Below are 17,575 nucleotides of genomic sequence, written 5' to 3'. Positions count from 1 at the left end.
CCGTCGGTGGCGAAACTTCCCAGACGTCTGCCCCGACGTCAGAACCCCGAGAAGCGGATGTCCCTGGGCGGGCATCTCCTCGAGCTCCGCAATCGGGTCATCATCTGCCTCATCGGTCTGCTGATCGGCGGGATCGTCGGCTGGATCCTCTACGACCCGGTCCTCGACATCCTGCAGACCCCGATCCGGCAGGTCGCCGAACAGGACGGCCGTGACGCGACCCTGAACTTCGCCGGCGTCGCCTCCCCGTTCGATCTCAAGATCAAGGTCTCGCTGTTCCTCGGCATCATCCTCACCACCCCGCTGTGGCTCTACCAGCTGTGGGCGTTCATCATGCCCGGGCTGACGAAGAAGGAGAAGCTCTACGCACTCGGCTTCCTCGCCGCAGCCGTCCCGCTGTTCTTCGCAGGCGCAGCCCTGGCGTTCTTCGCCCTGCCCAACGCCGTGCGCGCACTCATGACGTTCACGCCGATGGGCGCGTCGAACTTCGTGCCCGCGCAGGATTACTTCTCCTTCGTCATGCTCATCATCGTCGTCTTCGGCATCGCCTTCGTGCTGCCGGTGCTCATGGTCGGGCTCAACCTCGTCGGGATCCTGTCGGCTGACACGATCCGCCGCTCGTGGCGGTGGATCGTCGTGCTCGTCTTCGCCTTCGCGGCGATCGCAACCCCATCACCGGATGCACTGTCGATGTTCTTCCTCGTCATCCCGATGATGCTGATGTTCTTCCTTGCCTGGGTCATCTGCCTGCTCAATGACCGCAAACGCAAGAAGCGGATGATCGCCGAGGGCACCTGGGTCGACCCGGCGGAACTCGACGAGGTCTGAGCTGCTCGTCCGGCTGCCCGGCACCGTCCTGAGCCCCCAGATTGCGGGCGAGCCTGCACCAGCCGGGCCGCTTCTGAAGCGGTAGACTGGTGCGATATGGAGCTCTCACCTGCCGAAGCCTATGCCGCTCACCAGCGACGAGTGAAGGAGGCAGGCTCACCGCTTGGCCGCTATGCCGCTGAACTCGACTACGAGCTCGATGACTTCCAGCAGACCGCCTGCCTGTCGCTGCAGGCCGGCAAGTCTGTGCTCGTGGCGGCCCCGACGGGAGCCGGCAAGACCGTCGTCGCCCAGTTCGCTGTGCGGCTGGCCTTCGAACGCGGTGTGCGCGCCTTCTACACCACCCCGATCAAAGCGCTGAGCAACCAGAAGTTCCAGGAGCTGTGCGAGGAGTACGGCGAGGACAACGTCGGGCTGCTCACCGGAGACACGACGATCCGCCGCGACGCCCAGGTCATCGTCATGACCACCGAGGTGCTGCGCAACATGATCTACTCCGGCACCGACCTGTCGAAGCTCGGCTTCGTCGTCCTCGACGAGGTCCACTACCTCGGCGACAGGTTCCGCGGGCCGGTGTGGGAAGAGGTCATCATCCATCTGCCGATGCACGTGGCACTCGTGAGCCCGTCGGCGACTGTGTCGAACGCCGAGGAGTTCGGCGACTGGCTGGCCGAGGTGCGCGGCGACACCGACGTCATCGTCTCCGAGCACCGGCCGGTGCCGCTGTACAACCATGTCGCCGTCGGCACGAATCTCTACCCGCTCTTCGCCCCGGGCAAGAAGAACGCGCACAAGCTCAACCGCGACCTGACGTATGCGACCCAGAAGTTCACCCGCCGGCCGACCAGCCGCCGGGATCGCCGCAACCCTCGGCAGATGCGCTTCCAGCGTCCTTCGCGCACCTCGCTCATCAGCGAACTGCTGCATGAGCGGCTCTTACCGGCGATCTACTTCATCTTCTCCCGCAGCGCCTGTGATGACGCTGTCGAACAGTGCCTGGCCGCCGGTCTCGATCTCACCACCTCGACGCAGAAGCGCCACATCCGCGCCCGGCTCGAGGACCTGCAGGACGAACTGGCCCAAGAGGATCTCGGCGTGCTCGGCTTCCACAGCTTCGCCACCGGCATGATCCACGGGTTCGCCGCCCACCACGCCGGGCTCATCCCGCAGTTCAAGGAGCTCGTCGAGGAGCTCTTCGCCGCCGGGCACCTGCACGTCGTCTTCGCCACCGAAACGCTGGCACTGGGCATCAACATGCCCGCCCGCACCGTGGTGCTGGAGAAGCTGACGAAGTTCAACGGCGAGTCCCATGTCCAGATCACACCAGGCGAGTACACCCAGCTGACCGGCCGGGCCGGGCGGCGCGGCATCGACATCGAAGGCCATGCCGTGGTCGTGTGGCATCCGACGATCGAGCCCGAGGAGATCCAGTCGCTGGCCTCGAAGCGCACCTATGCGCTGCGCAGCCAGTTCACCCCGACGTACAACATGGCTGCCAACCTGCTGGCCCGGATGACCAAGGACGATGCCGCGAAGGTGCTGGAGACTTCGTTCGCGCAGTTCCAGGCCGACCGCGGTGTGGTGGGTCTGGCGAAGAAGCTGCGCCGCAATGAAGAGGCCATGGCCGGCTACGAACGGTCGATAGAGTGCGAGGCCGGGGACTTCATGTCCTATGCGCAGCTGCGCCGGACGCTGTCGACGATGGAGAAGAAGGCCAGCCGGTACCGTTCGAAAGTCAAGCAGCGTGACGTCGTCGAATCGCTGGCCGGACTGCAACCCGGTGACGTCATCGTGCTGCCGTCGCACAAGTTCTCCGAACCGGCTGTTGTCATCCAGGAGATGCAGAGCCAGGACGGCACGTCCCGGCTGCCGACGATCCTCACAAGCTTCGGCAAGGTCTGGCATCTGCGCCCGCACGAGGTGACCGAACCGGCTCAGCTGCTGGGCCACATCCGCATGCCTCGGAAGTTCAACCACCGGCAGGTCGCCGCCCGCCGGCAGGTCATCGAGACGATGGAGGCGGCTTTCGACCGCGGCCAGCTGACCTCACCGAAGGGCAAGCACAAGACCAAGCACCGCCCGCAGCGCAGCGGCGAGGCCGAAATCGACGAGGTCCGCCAGCAGCTGCGCGCTCACCCGTGCCATTCCTGCCCGGAGCGGGAGAACCATGCCCGCTGGGCCGAACGGCTGTTCAAGCTGCAGCAGGAGACCGCCCAGCTGCGCAAGCAGATCTCCGGGCGCACCTCATCGATCGCCCACGTCTTCGACCGGGTGTGCTCGGTGCTCACCGCGCTGCACTTCCTGCCCGATGACTCGCGGATCCTGCGCCGCATCTACGGTGAACGCGACCTGCTCGCGGCGATGAGCGTGCGCGCAGGCCTGTGGGATGAGCTGACCGAACCCGAGGCGGCAGGCCTGGCATCAGCACTGTGCTACCAGTCCCGGCGCGAAGGCGGCTGGGGAATGCCCCCGATGCCGACCGCCGGCCTGCACGACGCTGCCGGCGAGCTGCGCGGGCTGTGGGCTGACCTGTTCCGGCTTGAGACTGACTTCCGGCTGCCGCCGACACCCGAACCTGACTTCGGTCTCGTGCAGGCGATCTTCCGCTGGACCGAGGGCAAGAACCTCAGCGGCGCGCTGGCCGGCAGCGATGTCGCCGCCGGTGACTTCGTGCGCTGGGCCAAGCAGACCCTCGACATGCTCGGCCAGATCGCCGATGTCTGTCCACCGGCGGTCGAACCGACCGTGCGCCGGGCTGCCGATGCGATCCGCCGCGGCGTCGTCGCCGACTCCTGATACGACAGCGCCGCCTCCACAGCGACTTCTGATACGGCGCCGCCGCCTCACCGGCTGGTGAGGCGGCGGCGTGCCAGGCGCGAGCGGTTCAGCGTCCCCGTGCCCGCTTGACGACGGTTTCGATGTCCGAGCCGAACGTCGACTCGGTGGTGAGATACGTCCACGTCGAGGACGGGCGTTTCATGCCGTGGGAGGGCAGGTCGATGCCGGCTTCGGTGATCTCAGCGTCTTCCAGCGCCGCGGTTGCGGCGTCGAGGACGTCGGGCCAGAAGGTGTCGAAGGCCTGGATCGATTCGGTGTTGAATGCCTCATGCGGGCGCTCCTTGGCCAGGGTGCGCAGGTGGATGCCCTCGCGCAGGTCGTTGAGGTAGGCCAGGTGCTCGACCCACCGCTGGTCGAGCTGGAAGAGCAGCACATCGCGCAGTGCGTCGTTGACGATCTCGCTGCCGAGCCTCTCATCCCAGGCCTCGGTCTGCTCCGGCAGCCGCTCACGCAGCTCGTCGGCACCCGAATGCTCCTTGCGGATCCGGTCGCGCTTGCCGAGCACGATCTCGCGCTGCTGCTTCATCAGCTGGTTGAACCGCCACGTATCGCGGTGCACGGCGGTGTTGTGGCCTTCCGACATGCGCTGGGCGTGTTCGACGAGCTGGGCTGCGCGCCGGTTGGCGATGTGGCCGGTCTCATCGCCTTCCTCGACGAAGCGCTTGGCCTCGGGCACCCGGCTCATGAGCTCGTCCTCAAGGCTGGTGAAGAACACCGAGGAGCCCGGATCGCCCTGCCGGCCGGCGCGTCCGCGCAGCTGGTCGTCCAGTCGCGAGGACGGGTAGCGTCCAGCGCCGATGACGAGCAGACCGCCGGCTTCGACGGCCTTCTCATCGGCTAGCCGGATATCGGTGCCGCGACCGGCCATCTGGGTGGACACGGTCACCGCTCCGCTGCGGCCGGCCTCGGCGATGATCTCGGCTTCGCGGGAGTCGTCCTTGGCGTTGAGCACCTGGCAGGAGATCCCGCGTTCGCGCAGCCGCTCGGCGAGGCTTTCGGATTCGGCGACTGAGCGGGTGCCGATGAGGATCGGCCGGCCGTTGGCGTGCTGTTCGTCGACTTCCTCGACGATCGCACGCTCCTTGGATTCCTGGAAGGTGTAGAGCCGGTCGGGTTCGTCTTCGCGGATGACCTTCTCATGCGGTTCGACCGGGACGATCTCCAGGTCGTAGAACTCGCGCAGGTCATCTCCGACCGCCAGGGCGGTGCCGGTCATCCCGCAGACGGTCTCGTAGCCGCGGATGAATTCCTCGACGGTCATCTGGTCGAGGATCTCACCGGATTCGGTGGTCTTGAGCTTCTCCTTGGCCTCGACGGCCGCCTGCAGGCCATCGGGCCAGCGCTGCAGATCGGCGACACGTCCGCGGGAGCCGGAGATGAGCTTCACCTGACCGTCGACGATGAGATAGTCGACATCGCGCTTGACGAGCGCCTCGGCGTAGAGGGCGAGGTTGATGGCCGCCAGCGTCTGGGCGTCCTCGCCGAAGAGGTCGGCGTCGAGGAGCTCTTCGATGTGGTCGACGCCAGCATCGGTGAGCGAGACGGCCTGCTTGTCGTCGCTGACCTCGTAGTGGAGACCGGGTTCGAGGTTCGTCACGAGGGCGGCGATCTTCTCATCGGCGTCCTGCACCTCGGTTGAGCCGGCGAGCACGAGGGGCACGCGGGCCTCGTCGATGAGCACCGAATCGGCTTCGTCGACGATGACGACGTCGCGGCTGGGCACGCGGATCTCATCGTCATCGACGATGAACCGGTCGCGCAGGACGTCGAACCCGATCTCCGTGACCGCCCCGTAGACGACTTCGGCGCGGTAGGACCGGCGGCGTGTGCCATCGCTGTCAGCTTCTGAGATGCTGGCCGATTCGACGCCGAGGAGGTCGAACAGCGGCTTCATCCAGTTGCGGTCGCGCACGGCGAGGTAGTCGTTGACGGACACGACGTGCACGGTGCGGCCCTGCAGCGCGTAGCCGGCAGCGGCCATCGCACCGACGAGCGTCTTGCCCTCACCGGTGAGCATCTGCACGATCGAGCCGTCAAGCAGGCCGATGAGTCCCTGGATCTGGGAATTGTAGGGCCGCTCGTCGAGTGCCCGGTCGGCGGCTTCGCGCACGAGGGATGCGTACTGGCGCAGCTGCTCCTGCCGCGATCCGGAGGTGAAGATGTCAGCGGCCTTCACCGCGATGTCCTCATCGCTGAGTTCGGCGTACTCCTCGGCCAGGGTGTCGATCTGCGGCCAGGCCTTCTCGAGCCAGCCGATGCTCTTGTCTGCTTGGGCACCGGGTCGGTTGAGCAGGCGGGAGAGGAATCCCATGTGTCACGTCCTCAGAATCGTCTCGGGGAGGGGCGCCGCTGCCGGCGCCGCGGGTTCGTGCTGTGGAAAGTCTACGTGCTCAGTTCCCGAACACGGCTCAGCTGCGCAGCTGCGGTGTTTCGAACGGCCATTCGCGGCTGACGGTGATGCTCTGATCGCCGCGTTTGCGGCGCAGGTAGCTTTCGAAGCTCGCTGATTGATCCCGCTTCCAGGCGATCTGGGCGGCGTGGATCTCCGCGGCGCTGAGCGTGCCGATCGTCTCCGGGTGGGCTGAGGCGATCCGCAGCGCGATCTCGACGGTGGCCAGCGCATCGGCGGTCGCGTCGTGGGCGTTGTCGAGCTCGACGTTCCAGTGCTCGGCCAAGGCGGTGAGGACGCGCGAGCCGCGCCGGTAGGGGTCGACCTGTTTGTCGATGACGAAGGTGTCGATAACCGGCGGGCACAGCTGGGAGGCACGCTGCCGGCTGCCCAGCCGGATCGTCTCGGCTTCGAGGATCGTCAGATCGTAGACGATGTTGTGCCCGACGAGGATCCCGCCGTCATCGCGGATGCGTGAGAACCATTCGAGCAGCTCGGCCAGCACCTCTGCCAGCGGCCGGCCGTGGGCGCGCACATGCTCGGTGGAGATGCCGTGCACCTCGGCGGCCGCGGCTGGGATCTCGACCCCGGCGTCTGCCAGCCATTCGAGCCGGCTGGTCTCAACCCCGTCGCGGAACTCACACAGTGCGGCGGTGACGATGCGGGCGGTGTGCGGGTTGGTGCCGGTCGTCTCCAGATCGAAGCCCCACACCGGCGACCGGGTCCAGCCCGATGTCAGCTGCGCAGGTTCCGGGGTGGGGAACAGGGCTGCCTGCTCAGCGGCGGCTGGATCGCCTGCGTGCACCGCCGCCGGTTCGGCGGCTGCCGGGGTGGCGGGTGCCGCACCGGGTGCAGCGGATGGGACGAGGGAAGCGATGAGGCGTTCGGCGCTGCGCTCGAAACCGTGTTCGCCGGCCAGCTCGCGCAGGGTCGCGGCATCCCGCTTCTCCTCTGCGGTCTCGACTGCCGCGAGGAACGCAGCGACGTCGAGGTCGTCAGCACACGTCATCACCTGATGTCCGCGGCGGACCGCCTCGGCGGAGGCGACGATGTTCTCCTGGCGCTTGGGGCTCAGGCCGTGGTCCTTCTGCCCGGCCTGCGCTGCGGCGATGACAGCATCGAGGCTGCCGTAGCCGGCGATGAGCTTAGCGGCGGTCTTCTCGCCGATGCCCGGCACGCCGGGCAGCCCGTCGGACGGGTCGCCGCGCAGCGCGGCCAGCGCCCGGTAGGACGGGCCATCGGACACACCGTAGTGCTCCGGCAGATCGGCTGCCCGGACGTGCTCCCACGCCCCGCCCTTCTTCGGCCGGCACACGGTCACCCGCCCGGCGTCATCGAGCAGGGCGAGCAGATCACGGTCGGGAGAGACGATGACGACCGGTTCGGCGGTCGCGGCGATGAGCGAGGCGATGACGTCATCGGCCTCGGTGCCCGCCACCTCGGCGACGGGAATGCCTGCGGCGATGAGGCAGGAGCGCAGCAGCGGCAGCTGCGCCTCGAGATCCGGCGGGGTCTCCGTGCCGGCCTCCTGGTCGACGATGCGCTGGGCCTTGTACTCCGGGACGATCGCGGTGCGGAAGGCCGGCCGCCAGTCGGCGTCCATAGTGGCGACGATCCGGGTCGAGGACCAGTTCTCGGACAGCTGGGCGATCGTGTCGAGGACGCCGCGCACGGCGTTGACCGGGAAGCCCTCCGGTGAGCGGATCGTGTCCGGCAGCGCGTAGAACGCCCGGTAGTACAGGGCCGGTGTGTCGAGGATGATGAGTGGAGCCTTCACACGCCTCACTCTATCCCGGCAGCCGGTCTGCGGCAGGCGGCAAGGGCAGCGGCCCGGTGTCGTGACACAATGGCGGCGTGACTGACTCGACGATCCTGTACAACGCTGATGTCTACTCCAGCGCCGATCCCTTCGCGACCGCCATCATGTTCACCGGTGACACCGTCGCCTGGGTCGGTTCGGATGAGGCCGCCTGCGCCTTCGAGGGCGCGCACCACGATCTCGCCGGGGCCTTCGTCACCCCGGGTCTCGTCGCCGCGGCCGTCGACCTGCGTCCGGAGGCTGCCCGGCCGGCGCCCAGCGGCGATCAACTCCTGGCCCGAGGTGTGACCGCCGCCCATCTCATCGGCACCTCTGAGCAGCTGGAGGAGTTCGCCAGTTCCGCTCCCGAGGCGCTGGTCACGACTGCCTATCAGCTCGGGGGAGCAGGGGAGGGCTTCGGTGCGCTGCCCGCCAGTGCGCTCGACGCCGATGCTCTGCCGGATGGGGCGCAGTTCGTCCTCATCGACAGTGCAGCCGATCTCACTGCGGTCCTCGGTCTCCTTGAGGACGCAGGCGTGCGCGCCCATCTGCAGCGCAACGCCTGGCGGCTGCTCATCAACGTCGCCGTCCCATCCGAGGCGATCGATGCGCTGGCCCAGTCCGGTCTCGGCATCACCCTCGACCCGCTGGGACACCGCCAGCCGCTGGCCCAGCTTTTGGCCGCCGGCGCCCAGGTGAGCTTCGCGCTCACGGCAGAGAACCCCTGGCAGACCCTGCGGGCAGCCGTGTACGACTCCGCTGACGGTGTCTCGGCCCGGGCGGCATTCAACGCCGTCACCCGCTTCGGCTACCGGGCACTGGGCAGCTTCGACGGGGGAGTGCTGGCGCCCGGGGCTGCGGCCACCGCGTGCGTGTGGTCCGTTGAGAGCCTACTGGTGCAGGCAGCCGATTCGCGCGTGGCCGCCTGGAGCACCGATCCGCGCTCGGGCACACCCGGGCTGCCCGACCTCAGCTCCGATGCAGCACTGCCGCAGCTGCTGAGGGTCTGGGCCAACGGCACAGCAGTGACGTCCTGAACGCCTGCCCGAACCACTCGGGGCGTGTTGCCCTGATGAGTCGCGCACCAATCTCCTCTAGGGTGTAACCGTGCATATGTCTATACTGATCGTCATCCCGACGTACAACGAGCTCGATTCGCTGCCGGTGACCCTGGCAGCGATCCACACCTACGCTCCACACGTCGATGTCCTCATCGCCGATGACAACTCTCCAGATGGCACCGGCCGCTGGGCTGATGAGCGCGCAGCAGAGGACCCGCGCGTCAACGTCCTGCACCGCAAGGAGAAGGCCGGGCTCGGCCCGGCATATGTGGCCGGCTTCCAGTGGGCACTCGAACGCGACTATGAGGTCATCTGCGAGATGGACGCCGATGGCTCCCATCGCGGCAAGGACTTGCCGCTGCTGCTTGATGCGGTGGCCGGCGGGGCAGATCTGGCGATCGGCTCACGCTGGGTTCCGGGTGGTGCCGTGGTCAACTGGCCGCGCAACCGGCATGTGCTCTCCCGTGGGGCGAACATCTACGTCGATGCGCTCATGGGCATGGGCGTCAAGGACGCCACTGCAGGCTTCCGCGCCTATCGCCGCGAGACCCTGGCACAGCTCGATCTCGCCGAGATCGCCTCACAGGGCTACTGCTTCCAGATTGATATGACCAAACGCGTCCACGAGGCCGGCCTGAGGATCGTCGAGGTGCCGATCGTGTTCGTCGAACGCGAGCTCGGGGAGTCGAAGATGCACGGCAGCATCATCCGCGAGGCCGTCGGCCGGGTCGCCCAGTGGGGTGCCCAGCGCCGCCTCACCCAGGCACGCCACCTCGTCGGCAGAGTCAACGGGCGCGCGGCCTGAGACGCACACAGAAAGAGGGCGGATCCGAATATCGGATCCGCCCTCTCTGCGTTCAATGGCCGCGGCATATCTGCCGCGTCAGGTCATCAGACCTGTGGCGGGATCTCCCCACGGCGAATGGCCAGACGCTCATCGAGGAGCACCTGCAGCTCGTCGAAGGAGCGGCGCTCCAGCAGCATGTCCCAGTGGGTGCGCACCGGCTTCTCCGGCTCCTCGTCGGGCTCTTCGCCTCCGACGCGCGTGCCGATGCCATGCGTTCCCGAATCCCAGGTGGCCGGAACTTCGGCTTCGACGGAGAAGGGGACGGTGAACTTATGGCCGTCTTCGCAGACGTACTCGACCATCTGGCGCGGGGCAGGTTCGACACCAACTTCCGATTCGAGGCTTCGGGAGCCCAGCTGGGTACCGCGCAGACTGCGTTCACTCATCTGTTGCACACCTTCCGATGATGGTTTTCAAGCTCTTGGCAACCAGAACAGTCTAGCGACTCGTTTCATTCCCGCCTAAACCGCCTCGGCCAGCACCGCCTGGGCCGTCAACGGATCATCGGTGACGAGCCCGTCGACCCCGAGGCGCGCCAGACGGCGCATCTCCGCAGGCTCGTTGATCGTCCACGCATCGACGCGGAGTCCGAGACTGTGGGCAGCGCGGATGAAGCCTGCGGTGATGACCGGGAATCCGTACCGGCTCGGCGGGACCTGCATAGCGTCGACTGAGGGGTCGAGACGCCAGCCACCGGCGCCGAGGAGACGCAGCCGCACCACCTCGGTGGTGCCCAGCGAGGTGGCGACGCCCGGCAGCGCCTGCCGCAGGACGTTCAGGCGGCGGGTGGAGAAGGCGGCCAAGCGCAGGCGTGCGGTGTCCCTGCGGCCGCGCAGCAGCCGGATCACCGCGGCTGCCGAGCGGTCGGCTTTGACGTCGATGTTGAAGTGGGCGGTGGGGAATGCCTCCAGCAGGTCAGTCAGCCGGGGGAGTGTCCCGCCGGCGGTGAGTTCGATCGCCTCCAGTTCTGCAGCTGGAAGCTCGGCGAGCTGCTCGGGACGCCCGGCGATTCGCTCAAGATCATCATCGTGGGCGGCGAAGAGCACTCCGTCTGCTGACAGGTGCACATCGGTCTCAAGCAGCGTGACACCGTGGGCGACGGCCTGTTCGAAGGCTGCCATGGTGTTCTCTTCTGTTCCGGGCCACAGGCCTCCGCGATGGGCGATGATGTCCGGGCGCGCAGCAGTCATACCAGCCAGCCTATTGCAGGCCGGCTGCGACATGTCGCGAATATCGGTGATGCCTGAATCGAAGTCTCAGCCAGTGCTGTCATACTGGCTTCAGCGCGCAATCTACGAGGACGGATGATTATGAAACGCAGTGAGAACGAACCCATCGAACCGACTGCTGTCCACGACTCCACCGACACGTCGACGACCGACCGGATGCGCAAGCTCGCCGGCCGGACATTCGCCTACGGCCGCAGCTTCGCCGATGTGCTCGGGCGCACCGCGCGTGAGGGCACGAGCCAGCTGCGCGACGAAGCTCGCCTGCTGAAGGACAACCCGCGCGGCCGATCCCGCGCCTACCAGGACCGGGCGCGCTGGGCTGTCGACAAGGGCCGGGAACAGGCGAAGACCACCCTGTCGAAGTCCGATAAGGCCGTCGACTGGACCGAAGAGAAGCTTACGAAGCTCCTCTCCGGTGCCCAGGAGCAGTTCTCCGGCCGCATGGATCAGACCTTCACCACCGTCCAGCGCGGTGTGAGCACTGGTGCCGATAAGGCCCGGGAGTTCATCCGCCGCAACGATGCCGACACCACCGTGGACACGGTGGCGGAGCCTGCTGAGGGAACGGTCGACACCACCGTCACGCCGCCGGCTGCCGCAGACCGCACTGCTGCTGACACCGACTACCGCCAACCCTGAGTGACAGGCTGCCCTGCTCTGAAGGTCCTGCATCCATCACCGGATGCAGGACCTTCATCAGTGTTTCCTCAGAATGCGCCAGATGGGTGGTGCTTTACCGTACCGTTACATAAGCTGTGAGTGTTGTCACAGCCACATAAGTGAGAAGGGCCTGATTGTGGGCAAGCACTCTGCGCCGAAGACAAAGCTCTCAGCATCGATCGCTGACTTCTTCCGGGCATTCGGACCACGGCGGCACGGCCGCCACAGTGACATCGATGAGGAGCCGGCATCAGCGGCAAGCATTCTCAGATCGACCAAGCGCATGCCGAATTGGGCGGCCTTAGCTGTCCCGACTGCAGCAGTGGCGAGCCTGGCCGTCTCCGGCCTCATGCTCGCCCCAGCCGACAGCGGCACCCCTGAGCGCGTTGTCTTCAGCAGCAAAGAGCAGCCGCGCACCGGCCCCGCCTCAGCACAGGCCGTATCAACCGACAATGCGCACGCAGAGAAGCTGCTTAAGGACTGGGACGATGCCGTCAGCCGGTCGAAGGAGAAGTCGGGTTCCCAGGAGATCGCCGCATCACCGAAGCCCACGCCGCCTCCGCCGCCACCGGTCATCCCGGAGATCCCGACGCCAGCCGCCGCTGAAGCCGCGACCGGCGCGTCCACAGAGAACGAGGACAAGTCCTCGGATTCCAAGAAGGACTCCAGCCCGAAGCGCGATAAGAGCGAGCCGAAGCAGAACACCGAAGCCTCCGGCCAGGGCGGCACCTGCAAGGCGTCGTACTACAACACCGGCCACACGACAGCCAATGGTGAGTCCTATGATCCGATGGGCATCACCGCCGCGCACAAGAAGCTGCCCTTCAACAGCAAGGTGAAGGTGACCAACAAGGCCAACGGCAAGTCCGTCGTCGTGCGCATCAATGATCGCGGGCCGTTCGTCGGCAGCCGCTGCCTGGACCTCAGCGAAGGTGCGATGAAGGCCGTCGGCGGCATCGGATCCGGTGTCATCACCGTCGACTGGGAAGTCCTCTGACCCCTCGGTGCCTGTGACGCAGAAAGCGCCCCCTGTCCGCGTGGACAGGGGGCGCTTTCGCATCAGCGTGACCTCAGCGCAGGCTGCCGGTCAGCAGTGCTGGCGACGTATCAGCCTTCGGCAGCGACGACGTCCGGAGTGCGGGCGCCGAGCTTGGCGTCCATGCGCAGGATGCCGTTTCCGTCTTCGCCGACGCGTTCGAGCTGGCCGACGATCTCACCAACGGTGGCCTCTTCTTCGACCTGCTCGTCGATGAACCAGTTGAGCAGCGGGATGATGTCGATGTCATCTTCCTTATGAGCGGTCCGGTACAGGTTGCGGATCGACTCGGAGACCTTGCGCTCGTGATCGAGAGCGGCCTGGAAGAGTTCGACGGGGGACTTGCCGGCGAAGCTCGGAGCGGTGATGGTGCCGATCTGCGGCGAGGTGCCGCGGTCGAGCGCGTGCTGGATGAACTTCGCGGCGTGCACCTGCTCCTCCTCGGCCTGTGCCCGCATCCACGAGCTCATGCCGGTGAGATCCTGGTCTTCGAGTTCGATGGACAGCTGCAGGTAGACGATAGAGGCTTCGAGTTCCATGGTGACCTGGTCGCTGACTGCGGCGGCCATGTTCTGGGTGAGTTCCATAACTGCTCCTTTTCGATCGTGTGGGTGATCGGACCAGTAGTGAGGTGCAGGAGATTCGCCTTCGGTCCGGGTGAGGCGACAATCGCGTTCTCAGCGATTCATCCTGCGGGCATGTGCGCAGTTTCGAGCTTATAGCAGGCCTGCAAGCGGCTCCAGTAAGGCAAAGAACGCCTAACCTGGAAACATTCCAGAATAGAGACAAGCGCTGGAGTGGTACAGGGGAGTAGGGGTCGTTCCCGAGGCGGTGGTCGCCTCTGTTCGGATGGCCCGCAACTCCTCACGCATGCCCAGCGGGCAGCTACGCGGGCAGCTCGACGAATCGTCGTCAGCACTGCACGGCCGCTGACGCGGGACTCAAACGTGAGCAGACGAGGGCCGTACAGGCAGGTTGACATAATAATTCCGCATACCCGCATGTGCCCTGGGCGTCTGTTCTGATGCGCGGGAGACAGTGCAGCCGTGACCTCGCAGGGGCCAGGAATGCCACATGACGTATCCATGACCAGAGGGCAGCCACCGACAGAACGTCACTAGAGCAACATCACCAGTGCAGTCGAGGACACGACACGAGGGTCACGACAACGTCTATATGGAGTGCGAACGCTGCGCACCCGCAGACACCGGAGCGTCAAGGACACCCGAACGCACACGGCAGGCAGATGGCCATACGCATACGCTGCGGCAGGCGCAGTCCGTGCGACCATGAAGACAGGTGGAGGCAGCCGAGCGTGAGCACATGGACACCGCTGCGCGCCTAGTTCCCGCAATCACCGTCGTACGCCGATAATATACATTATGTAAACTACAGTTTCAGACGCTCCCGCACACATCTGCTCGGCGCCAGAGCCAGCCACTCTCCCTCACCGGTGCTGGAGTGTCCCTTGAATGCGAAACGGTGCACCGCCTTCGTGGCAGTGCACCGTATCCGTCATCGTTCCGCTCAGCGAGGCTGGCAGACGAGTGCTTTCCTCAGTCGTCCTGGCTGGTCACGGTCGTGCGACCGCGTCCGGCCGGCATGAAAAGCGTTGCGACCATCGGCGCGAACATGACTGCACCGACGATGCACATGGAGATGATGATGTCTGCCACGTGATACACCTCCTGAAACGGGTTGTTGAGCGGGCCATTGCGTGTCTCGGAACAAGGATACCCAATGCTGAGACTCACCTGGTAGCCGACCTGCCGGTTCCACGCAGCCGCCAGGCAATGTCATTGGCTCTCACCCAGCCCAGCGCGGAATGTGGCGGCTGCCCTCCTTGCGCTCATCGCTGTAGTAGCTCTGCCCCGGCTTGAGTTCCCCGCCGAAGAGCTCGCTGACGGTCACCAGCGTGAAGCCCTGTTCCTTGAGCTTGGCGATGATCTGCGGGCTGGCTTCGACACTGGGCTTGTGGATGTCGTGCATGAGGATGATGTCGCCTGGCCGCACGTCAGTGGTCGCGGCCTTGACGGTCTTCTCCGGTGCCTTCTTGTTCTGCCAGTCATTGGTGTCCAGGCTCCAGATGATCGACGGCAGCCCGCCGTCGGGAACACCCTTGGCGAAGGCGCCGTAAGGCGGGCGGAAGACCGTGGGCTTCTCCCCTGTCACCTTCTCGATCGCGCCGTTGATGCGGGCATGCTCCCGCTCGGCTGCCGATCGCGAGATCTTCGTCAGCTGCGGATGGTTCCATGTGTGGCTGCCGATTTCATGGCCCTCCTCGGCGATCCGCTTGAGCGTGGCCTCATTGCCCGCGATCGAGGTGCCCTTGACGAAGAACGTTGCCGGCACGCCTTCGGCCGCCAGCGCGTCAAGCAGCTGTGGGGTGTCCTCGCCCGGACCGTCGTCATAGGTCAGGGCCACGCACTTGGTCTCAGCGCAGTCGACATCGTTGCGGTCGCGGGTGACGTGCTCGGGAATCTTCTGCCCTGCTTTGAGCTGCGGCCCAGGCGCCGAGTCGTTCAGCCACTCCCGCCCGGCTGCTGTCAGCCAGTCGCGGGCCTGGTCGCCGGTGAAGCTCACGGCCACCGAATCGTCACCGCGGGCATTGACGATGCCGCTGCCGAGGTGGGTCACCAGTCCCCCGTGTCCGTCGACGGTAGTGCCGGTGGTGATGGCTTCGACCTGCACACTGCTCAGGTGCGCGGCGTCATGGGCGCTGGTCCGGTAGCCCTTGCGCCGCAGGGCCTCAAGCACGTGGGTGGCGAGTTCTCGCTGCCCTGCCTTGGTGAACAGCTCGGCTGCCGGAATCTCGGTTCCGGCATCACGGTCGAGCACCTTGGTGTAATAGGCCTCCGGTCCGGCACCGGGCAGAGTGCTGCGGTCATGGAGCAGGAAGGAGACGTGGCTGCGGCAGTTCTGCGTCACCTGCCAGTCAAGCTCGTACTCCCCCGGCACAGGCTTCTTTCCGCCTGCGCCTGATGACTCGGATTCGGGCAGCCGCTGGCGGCGCAGCTCGCTGACGAAGTCACTGATCTTCCGATTGAACGCCTCAGCACCGCGAACCTCGGGAAAGCGCAGAGTATAGTCCGGGCTGTCGGATTCGTGGCGCTGGCCGAGCACATCGGCAGGTTCGGCTGCAGCGGCGAACGGTGTGCGGCCATCGGCGAGTGCGGTGACCTGTGCTGCTGCCTCGCGGCTGGTGCCGTTCGAGGCGCAGCCGCTGAGCAGCAGGGCTGCGATCGCCGCTGAAGCGACAGCGGCGCGGGGACGACGCGACATGAGGAGACGATCCTGGGTGCAGACGGGGATGCGGGGACGAATCAGAGTTTAATCCGTGCCCCTGTGGAGATGCACACCGAATCCGGTGAATGTGAGGAGTTCGAAAGGCTCTCACAGCAGCAGCTGTGCACCGGTCGTCAAGACGATCGGCAGGGTCAGCATCGAGATGACCGTCTGACCTGCAATGAGAGCGGCCATGAGAGTGGCGTTGCCGCCGAGCTGCCGAGCCATGACGTAGGCGCTGGAGGCTGTTGCGATCGACTGGAAGATGAGCCCGACGACAGCAGCCTCTCCCCTGACGCCGAATGCCAGCAGCGAGACGACCGTGACCGCCGGGACGATGAGCAGCTTGAGCACGGTCGCTGAGACGAAGGCGACGGCGTGCTCGCGCACCGAGAACCGCCGGATGCCAGCACCGACGCACAGCAGGCCGATCGGCAGCGCGGCAGCGGCGAGCGGATCGATCATCCCGGCCACCGCCTCGGGCGTGGTCACCGGCAGCACATTCCACGCCCCACCGGCAGCACAGCCGAGCACGAGCGGGTTGAGGATGACCGAGCGGCCGAGTGCCAGCCAGGAGCGCTTGTCGACGAGGAAGAGCTCGAAGGCGATCGAGGAGAGCACGTTGACGAGTGGGACGAGCACCGCGCCGACGATGGCAGCCAGTGCCGCGCCCTCCGGGCCGAAGAGAGTCGCCGACAGAGACAGGCCGATATAGGTGTTGAACCGGATCGCACCTTGGACCACAGAGGTGAACGATGGCCGGTCGGAGGCGAGCACCCGGTTGAGTGCGAAGAGGATGATCGTGATGCCGATCGTCGGCAGGACGAGGGCGGCGGCCAGGCGGCCGATGTCGATGTGGGAGATGTCGACAGCTGAGATGTTGCGGAAGAGCAGCACCGGCAGTAGGACAAAGTAGGCGAGCTTCTCGGCACCGGACCAGAAATCAGGGTCACTCAGCAGCCGCAGCCGGCGCAGCACCCAGCCGAAGGCGATGAGGCCGGCGACCGGGATGAGGGCGCCGACAACACTGACGAAGTCCATGTGCCCACTCTATGGAGACTGAGGTGATTCCCAGGAAACTGGTCAAGTGACGGGAATGAAACCAAAGTTGAGCGCGTTAGACTCAACGTAAGCGACCAGCTGACCGAAAGGAGCCTGCCATGGCTGCAAAGTTCGATCCGATCCGCGATCTCGACCGCTTCTTCTCCGACATCACCCGCACCCCGAACAGCACCGCCCTGCCGATGGACCTGTACCGCGACGGCGACGCCTTCGTCGCCCGCATCGACATGCCCGGTGTCGACCCGTCGAGCATCGATGTCGACGTGCAGGATCGCACGCTGACGGTGCGCGCCGAGCGGACCGCCTCGACGGAGAGCTCCGAGGTGCAGTGGCTCAGCCGTGAGCGCCCGACGGGCACCTTCGCCCGCCAGCTGACGCTGGGCAACCGCATCGCCCTCGACCAGATCACCGCTGCCTACGAGGACGGCGTGCTGCTGCTGACCATCCCGGTCGCAGAAGAGGCCAAGCCGCGCAAGATCTCGGTCAACCACACCCAGCGCGGAGACGTCATTTCCGGCGACGAGACCCAGGCCTGATCGGCT

14 protein-coding genes are annotated in these 17,575 nt (G+C 66.1%); 7 read left to right on the top strand and 7 right to left on the bottom strand.

Going from position 1 to position 17,575, the window contains the following annotated elements:
* The first annotated feature begins 6 nt into the window (after positions 1-6).
* Together tatC and HLA91_RS06925 are read left to right on the top strand one after the other, a co-directional pair.
* Positions 7-828 (top strand): twin-arginine translocase subunit TatC, encoded by an 822-nt coding sequence (tatC, locus tag HLA91_RS06930; protein ID WP_311200221.1) that lies wholly within the window; start codon positions 7-9, stop codon positions 826-828.
* Between the two features lie 96 nt (positions 829-924).
* Entirely contained in the window at positions 925-3,624 is a 2,700-nt protein-coding gene (locus HLA91_RS06925; protein ID WP_170274089.1) for a DEAD/DEAH box helicase, read from the top strand.
* An 88-nt stretch (positions 3,625-3,712) separates the two neighbouring features.
* Here the strand turns inward: HLA91_RS06925 and secA2 are convergent, their stop codons facing one another.
* Positions 3,713-5,977, bottom strand: coding sequence for an accessory Sec system translocase SecA2 (gene secA2, locus HLA91_RS06920; RefSeq protein ID WP_170274088.1), 2,265 nt, complete (start codon positions 5,975-5,977; stop codon positions 3,713-3,715).
* Between the two features lie 97 nt (positions 5,978-6,074).
* A complete protein-coding gene (locus HLA91_RS06915) occupies positions 6,075-7,832 on the bottom strand; it encodes a 5'-3' exonuclease H3TH domain-containing protein (RefSeq protein WP_170274087.1) in 1,758 nt (585 codons plus the stop codon).
* A gap of 77 nt (positions 7,833-7,909) precedes the next feature.
* Here HLA91_RS06915 and HLA91_RS06910 point away from each other — a divergent pair, with 77 nt between their 5' ends.
* Positions 7,910-8,890, top strand: a complete 981-nt coding sequence (locus HLA91_RS06910) for a metal-dependent hydrolase (RefSeq protein WP_338076733.1) — start codon at positions 7,910-7,912, stop codon at positions 8,888-8,890.
* 76 nt (positions 8,891-8,966) lie between these two features.
* A complete protein-coding gene (locus HLA91_RS06905; RefSeq protein ID WP_170274086.1) occupies positions 8,967-9,719 on the top strand; it encodes a polyprenol monophosphomannose synthase in 753 nt (250 codons plus the stop codon).
* 86 nt (positions 9,720-9,805) lie between these two features.
* Here HLA91_RS06905 and HLA91_RS06900 read toward each other — a convergent pair whose 3' ends face one another.
* Both HLA91_RS06900 and HLA91_RS06895 read right to left on the bottom strand, forming a co-directional pair.
* Entirely contained in the window at positions 9,806-10,147 is a 342-nt protein-coding gene (locus tag HLA91_RS06900) for an RNA polymerase-binding protein RbpA (RefSeq protein WP_165882959.1), read from the bottom strand.
* A 75-nt stretch (positions 10,148-10,222) separates the two neighbouring features.
* Positions 10,223-10,951 carry a glycerophosphodiester phosphodiesterase family protein gene (locus HLA91_RS06895; RefSeq protein WP_170274085.1) on the bottom strand — a complete coding sequence of 243 codons (729 nt, stop codon included), beginning with the start codon at positions 10,949-10,951 and terminating at the stop codon, positions 10,223-10,225.
* Between the two features lie 120 nt (positions 10,952-11,071).
* Here HLA91_RS06895 and HLA91_RS06890 point away from each other — a divergent pair, with 120 nt between their 5' ends.
* On the top strand, positions 11,072-11,629 hold the full coding sequence (locus HLA91_RS06890) for a hypothetical protein (protein WP_102160050.1): 558 nt from the start codon (positions 11,072-11,074) through the stop codon (positions 11,627-11,629).
* A 304-nt stretch (positions 11,630-11,933) separates the two neighbouring features.
* Positions 11,934-12,647, top strand: a complete 714-nt coding sequence (locus HLA91_RS14055; protein ID WP_275587801.1) for a septal ring lytic transglycosylase RlpA family protein — start codon at positions 11,934-11,936, stop codon at positions 12,645-12,647.
* A gap of 110 nt (positions 12,648-12,757) precedes the next feature.
* Here the strand turns inward: HLA91_RS14055 and HLA91_RS06880 are convergent, their stop codons facing one another.
* The 3 genes from HLA91_RS06880 to HLA91_RS06870 form a co-directional block, all read right to left on the bottom strand.
* The gene (locus HLA91_RS06880) at positions 12,758-13,273 is read right to left on the bottom strand and encodes a ferritin (RefSeq protein WP_102160048.1); all 516 of its coding nucleotides are present in this window, start codon (positions 13,271-13,273) and stop codon (positions 12,758-12,760) included.
* A 1,219-nt stretch (positions 13,274-14,492) separates the two neighbouring features.
* Positions 14,493-15,968 (bottom strand): polysaccharide deacetylase family protein, encoded by a 1,476-nt coding sequence (locus HLA91_RS06875; RefSeq protein WP_170274084.1) that lies wholly within the window; start codon positions 15,966-15,968, stop codon positions 14,493-14,495.
* A gap of 111 nt (positions 15,969-16,079) precedes the next feature.
* Positions 16,080-17,012: an AEC family transporter gene (locus HLA91_RS06870; protein WP_165882966.1), complete on the bottom strand. Its 933-nt coding sequence runs from the start codon at positions 17,010-17,012 to the stop codon at positions 16,080-16,082.
* A gap of 119 nt (positions 17,013-17,131) precedes the next feature.
* Here HLA91_RS06870 and HLA91_RS06865 point away from each other — a divergent pair, with 119 nt between their 5' ends.
* A complete protein-coding gene (locus tag HLA91_RS06865; RefSeq protein ID WP_170274083.1) occupies positions 17,132-17,569 on the top strand; it encodes an Hsp20/alpha crystallin family protein in 438 nt (145 codons plus the stop codon).
* The last annotated feature ends 6 nt before the right edge of the window (positions 17,570-17,575 follow it).

This window comes from Brevibacterium luteolum (genome assembly GCF_013004595.1).
In the GTDB taxonomy this organism is placed as follows: domain Bacteria; phylum Actinomycetota; class Actinomycetes; order Actinomycetales; family Brevibacteriaceae; genus Brevibacterium; species Brevibacterium luteolum.
The sequence above is the reverse complement of the archived record's forward strand: the minus strand, read 5'-3'. Positions and strand labels throughout refer to the sequence as shown.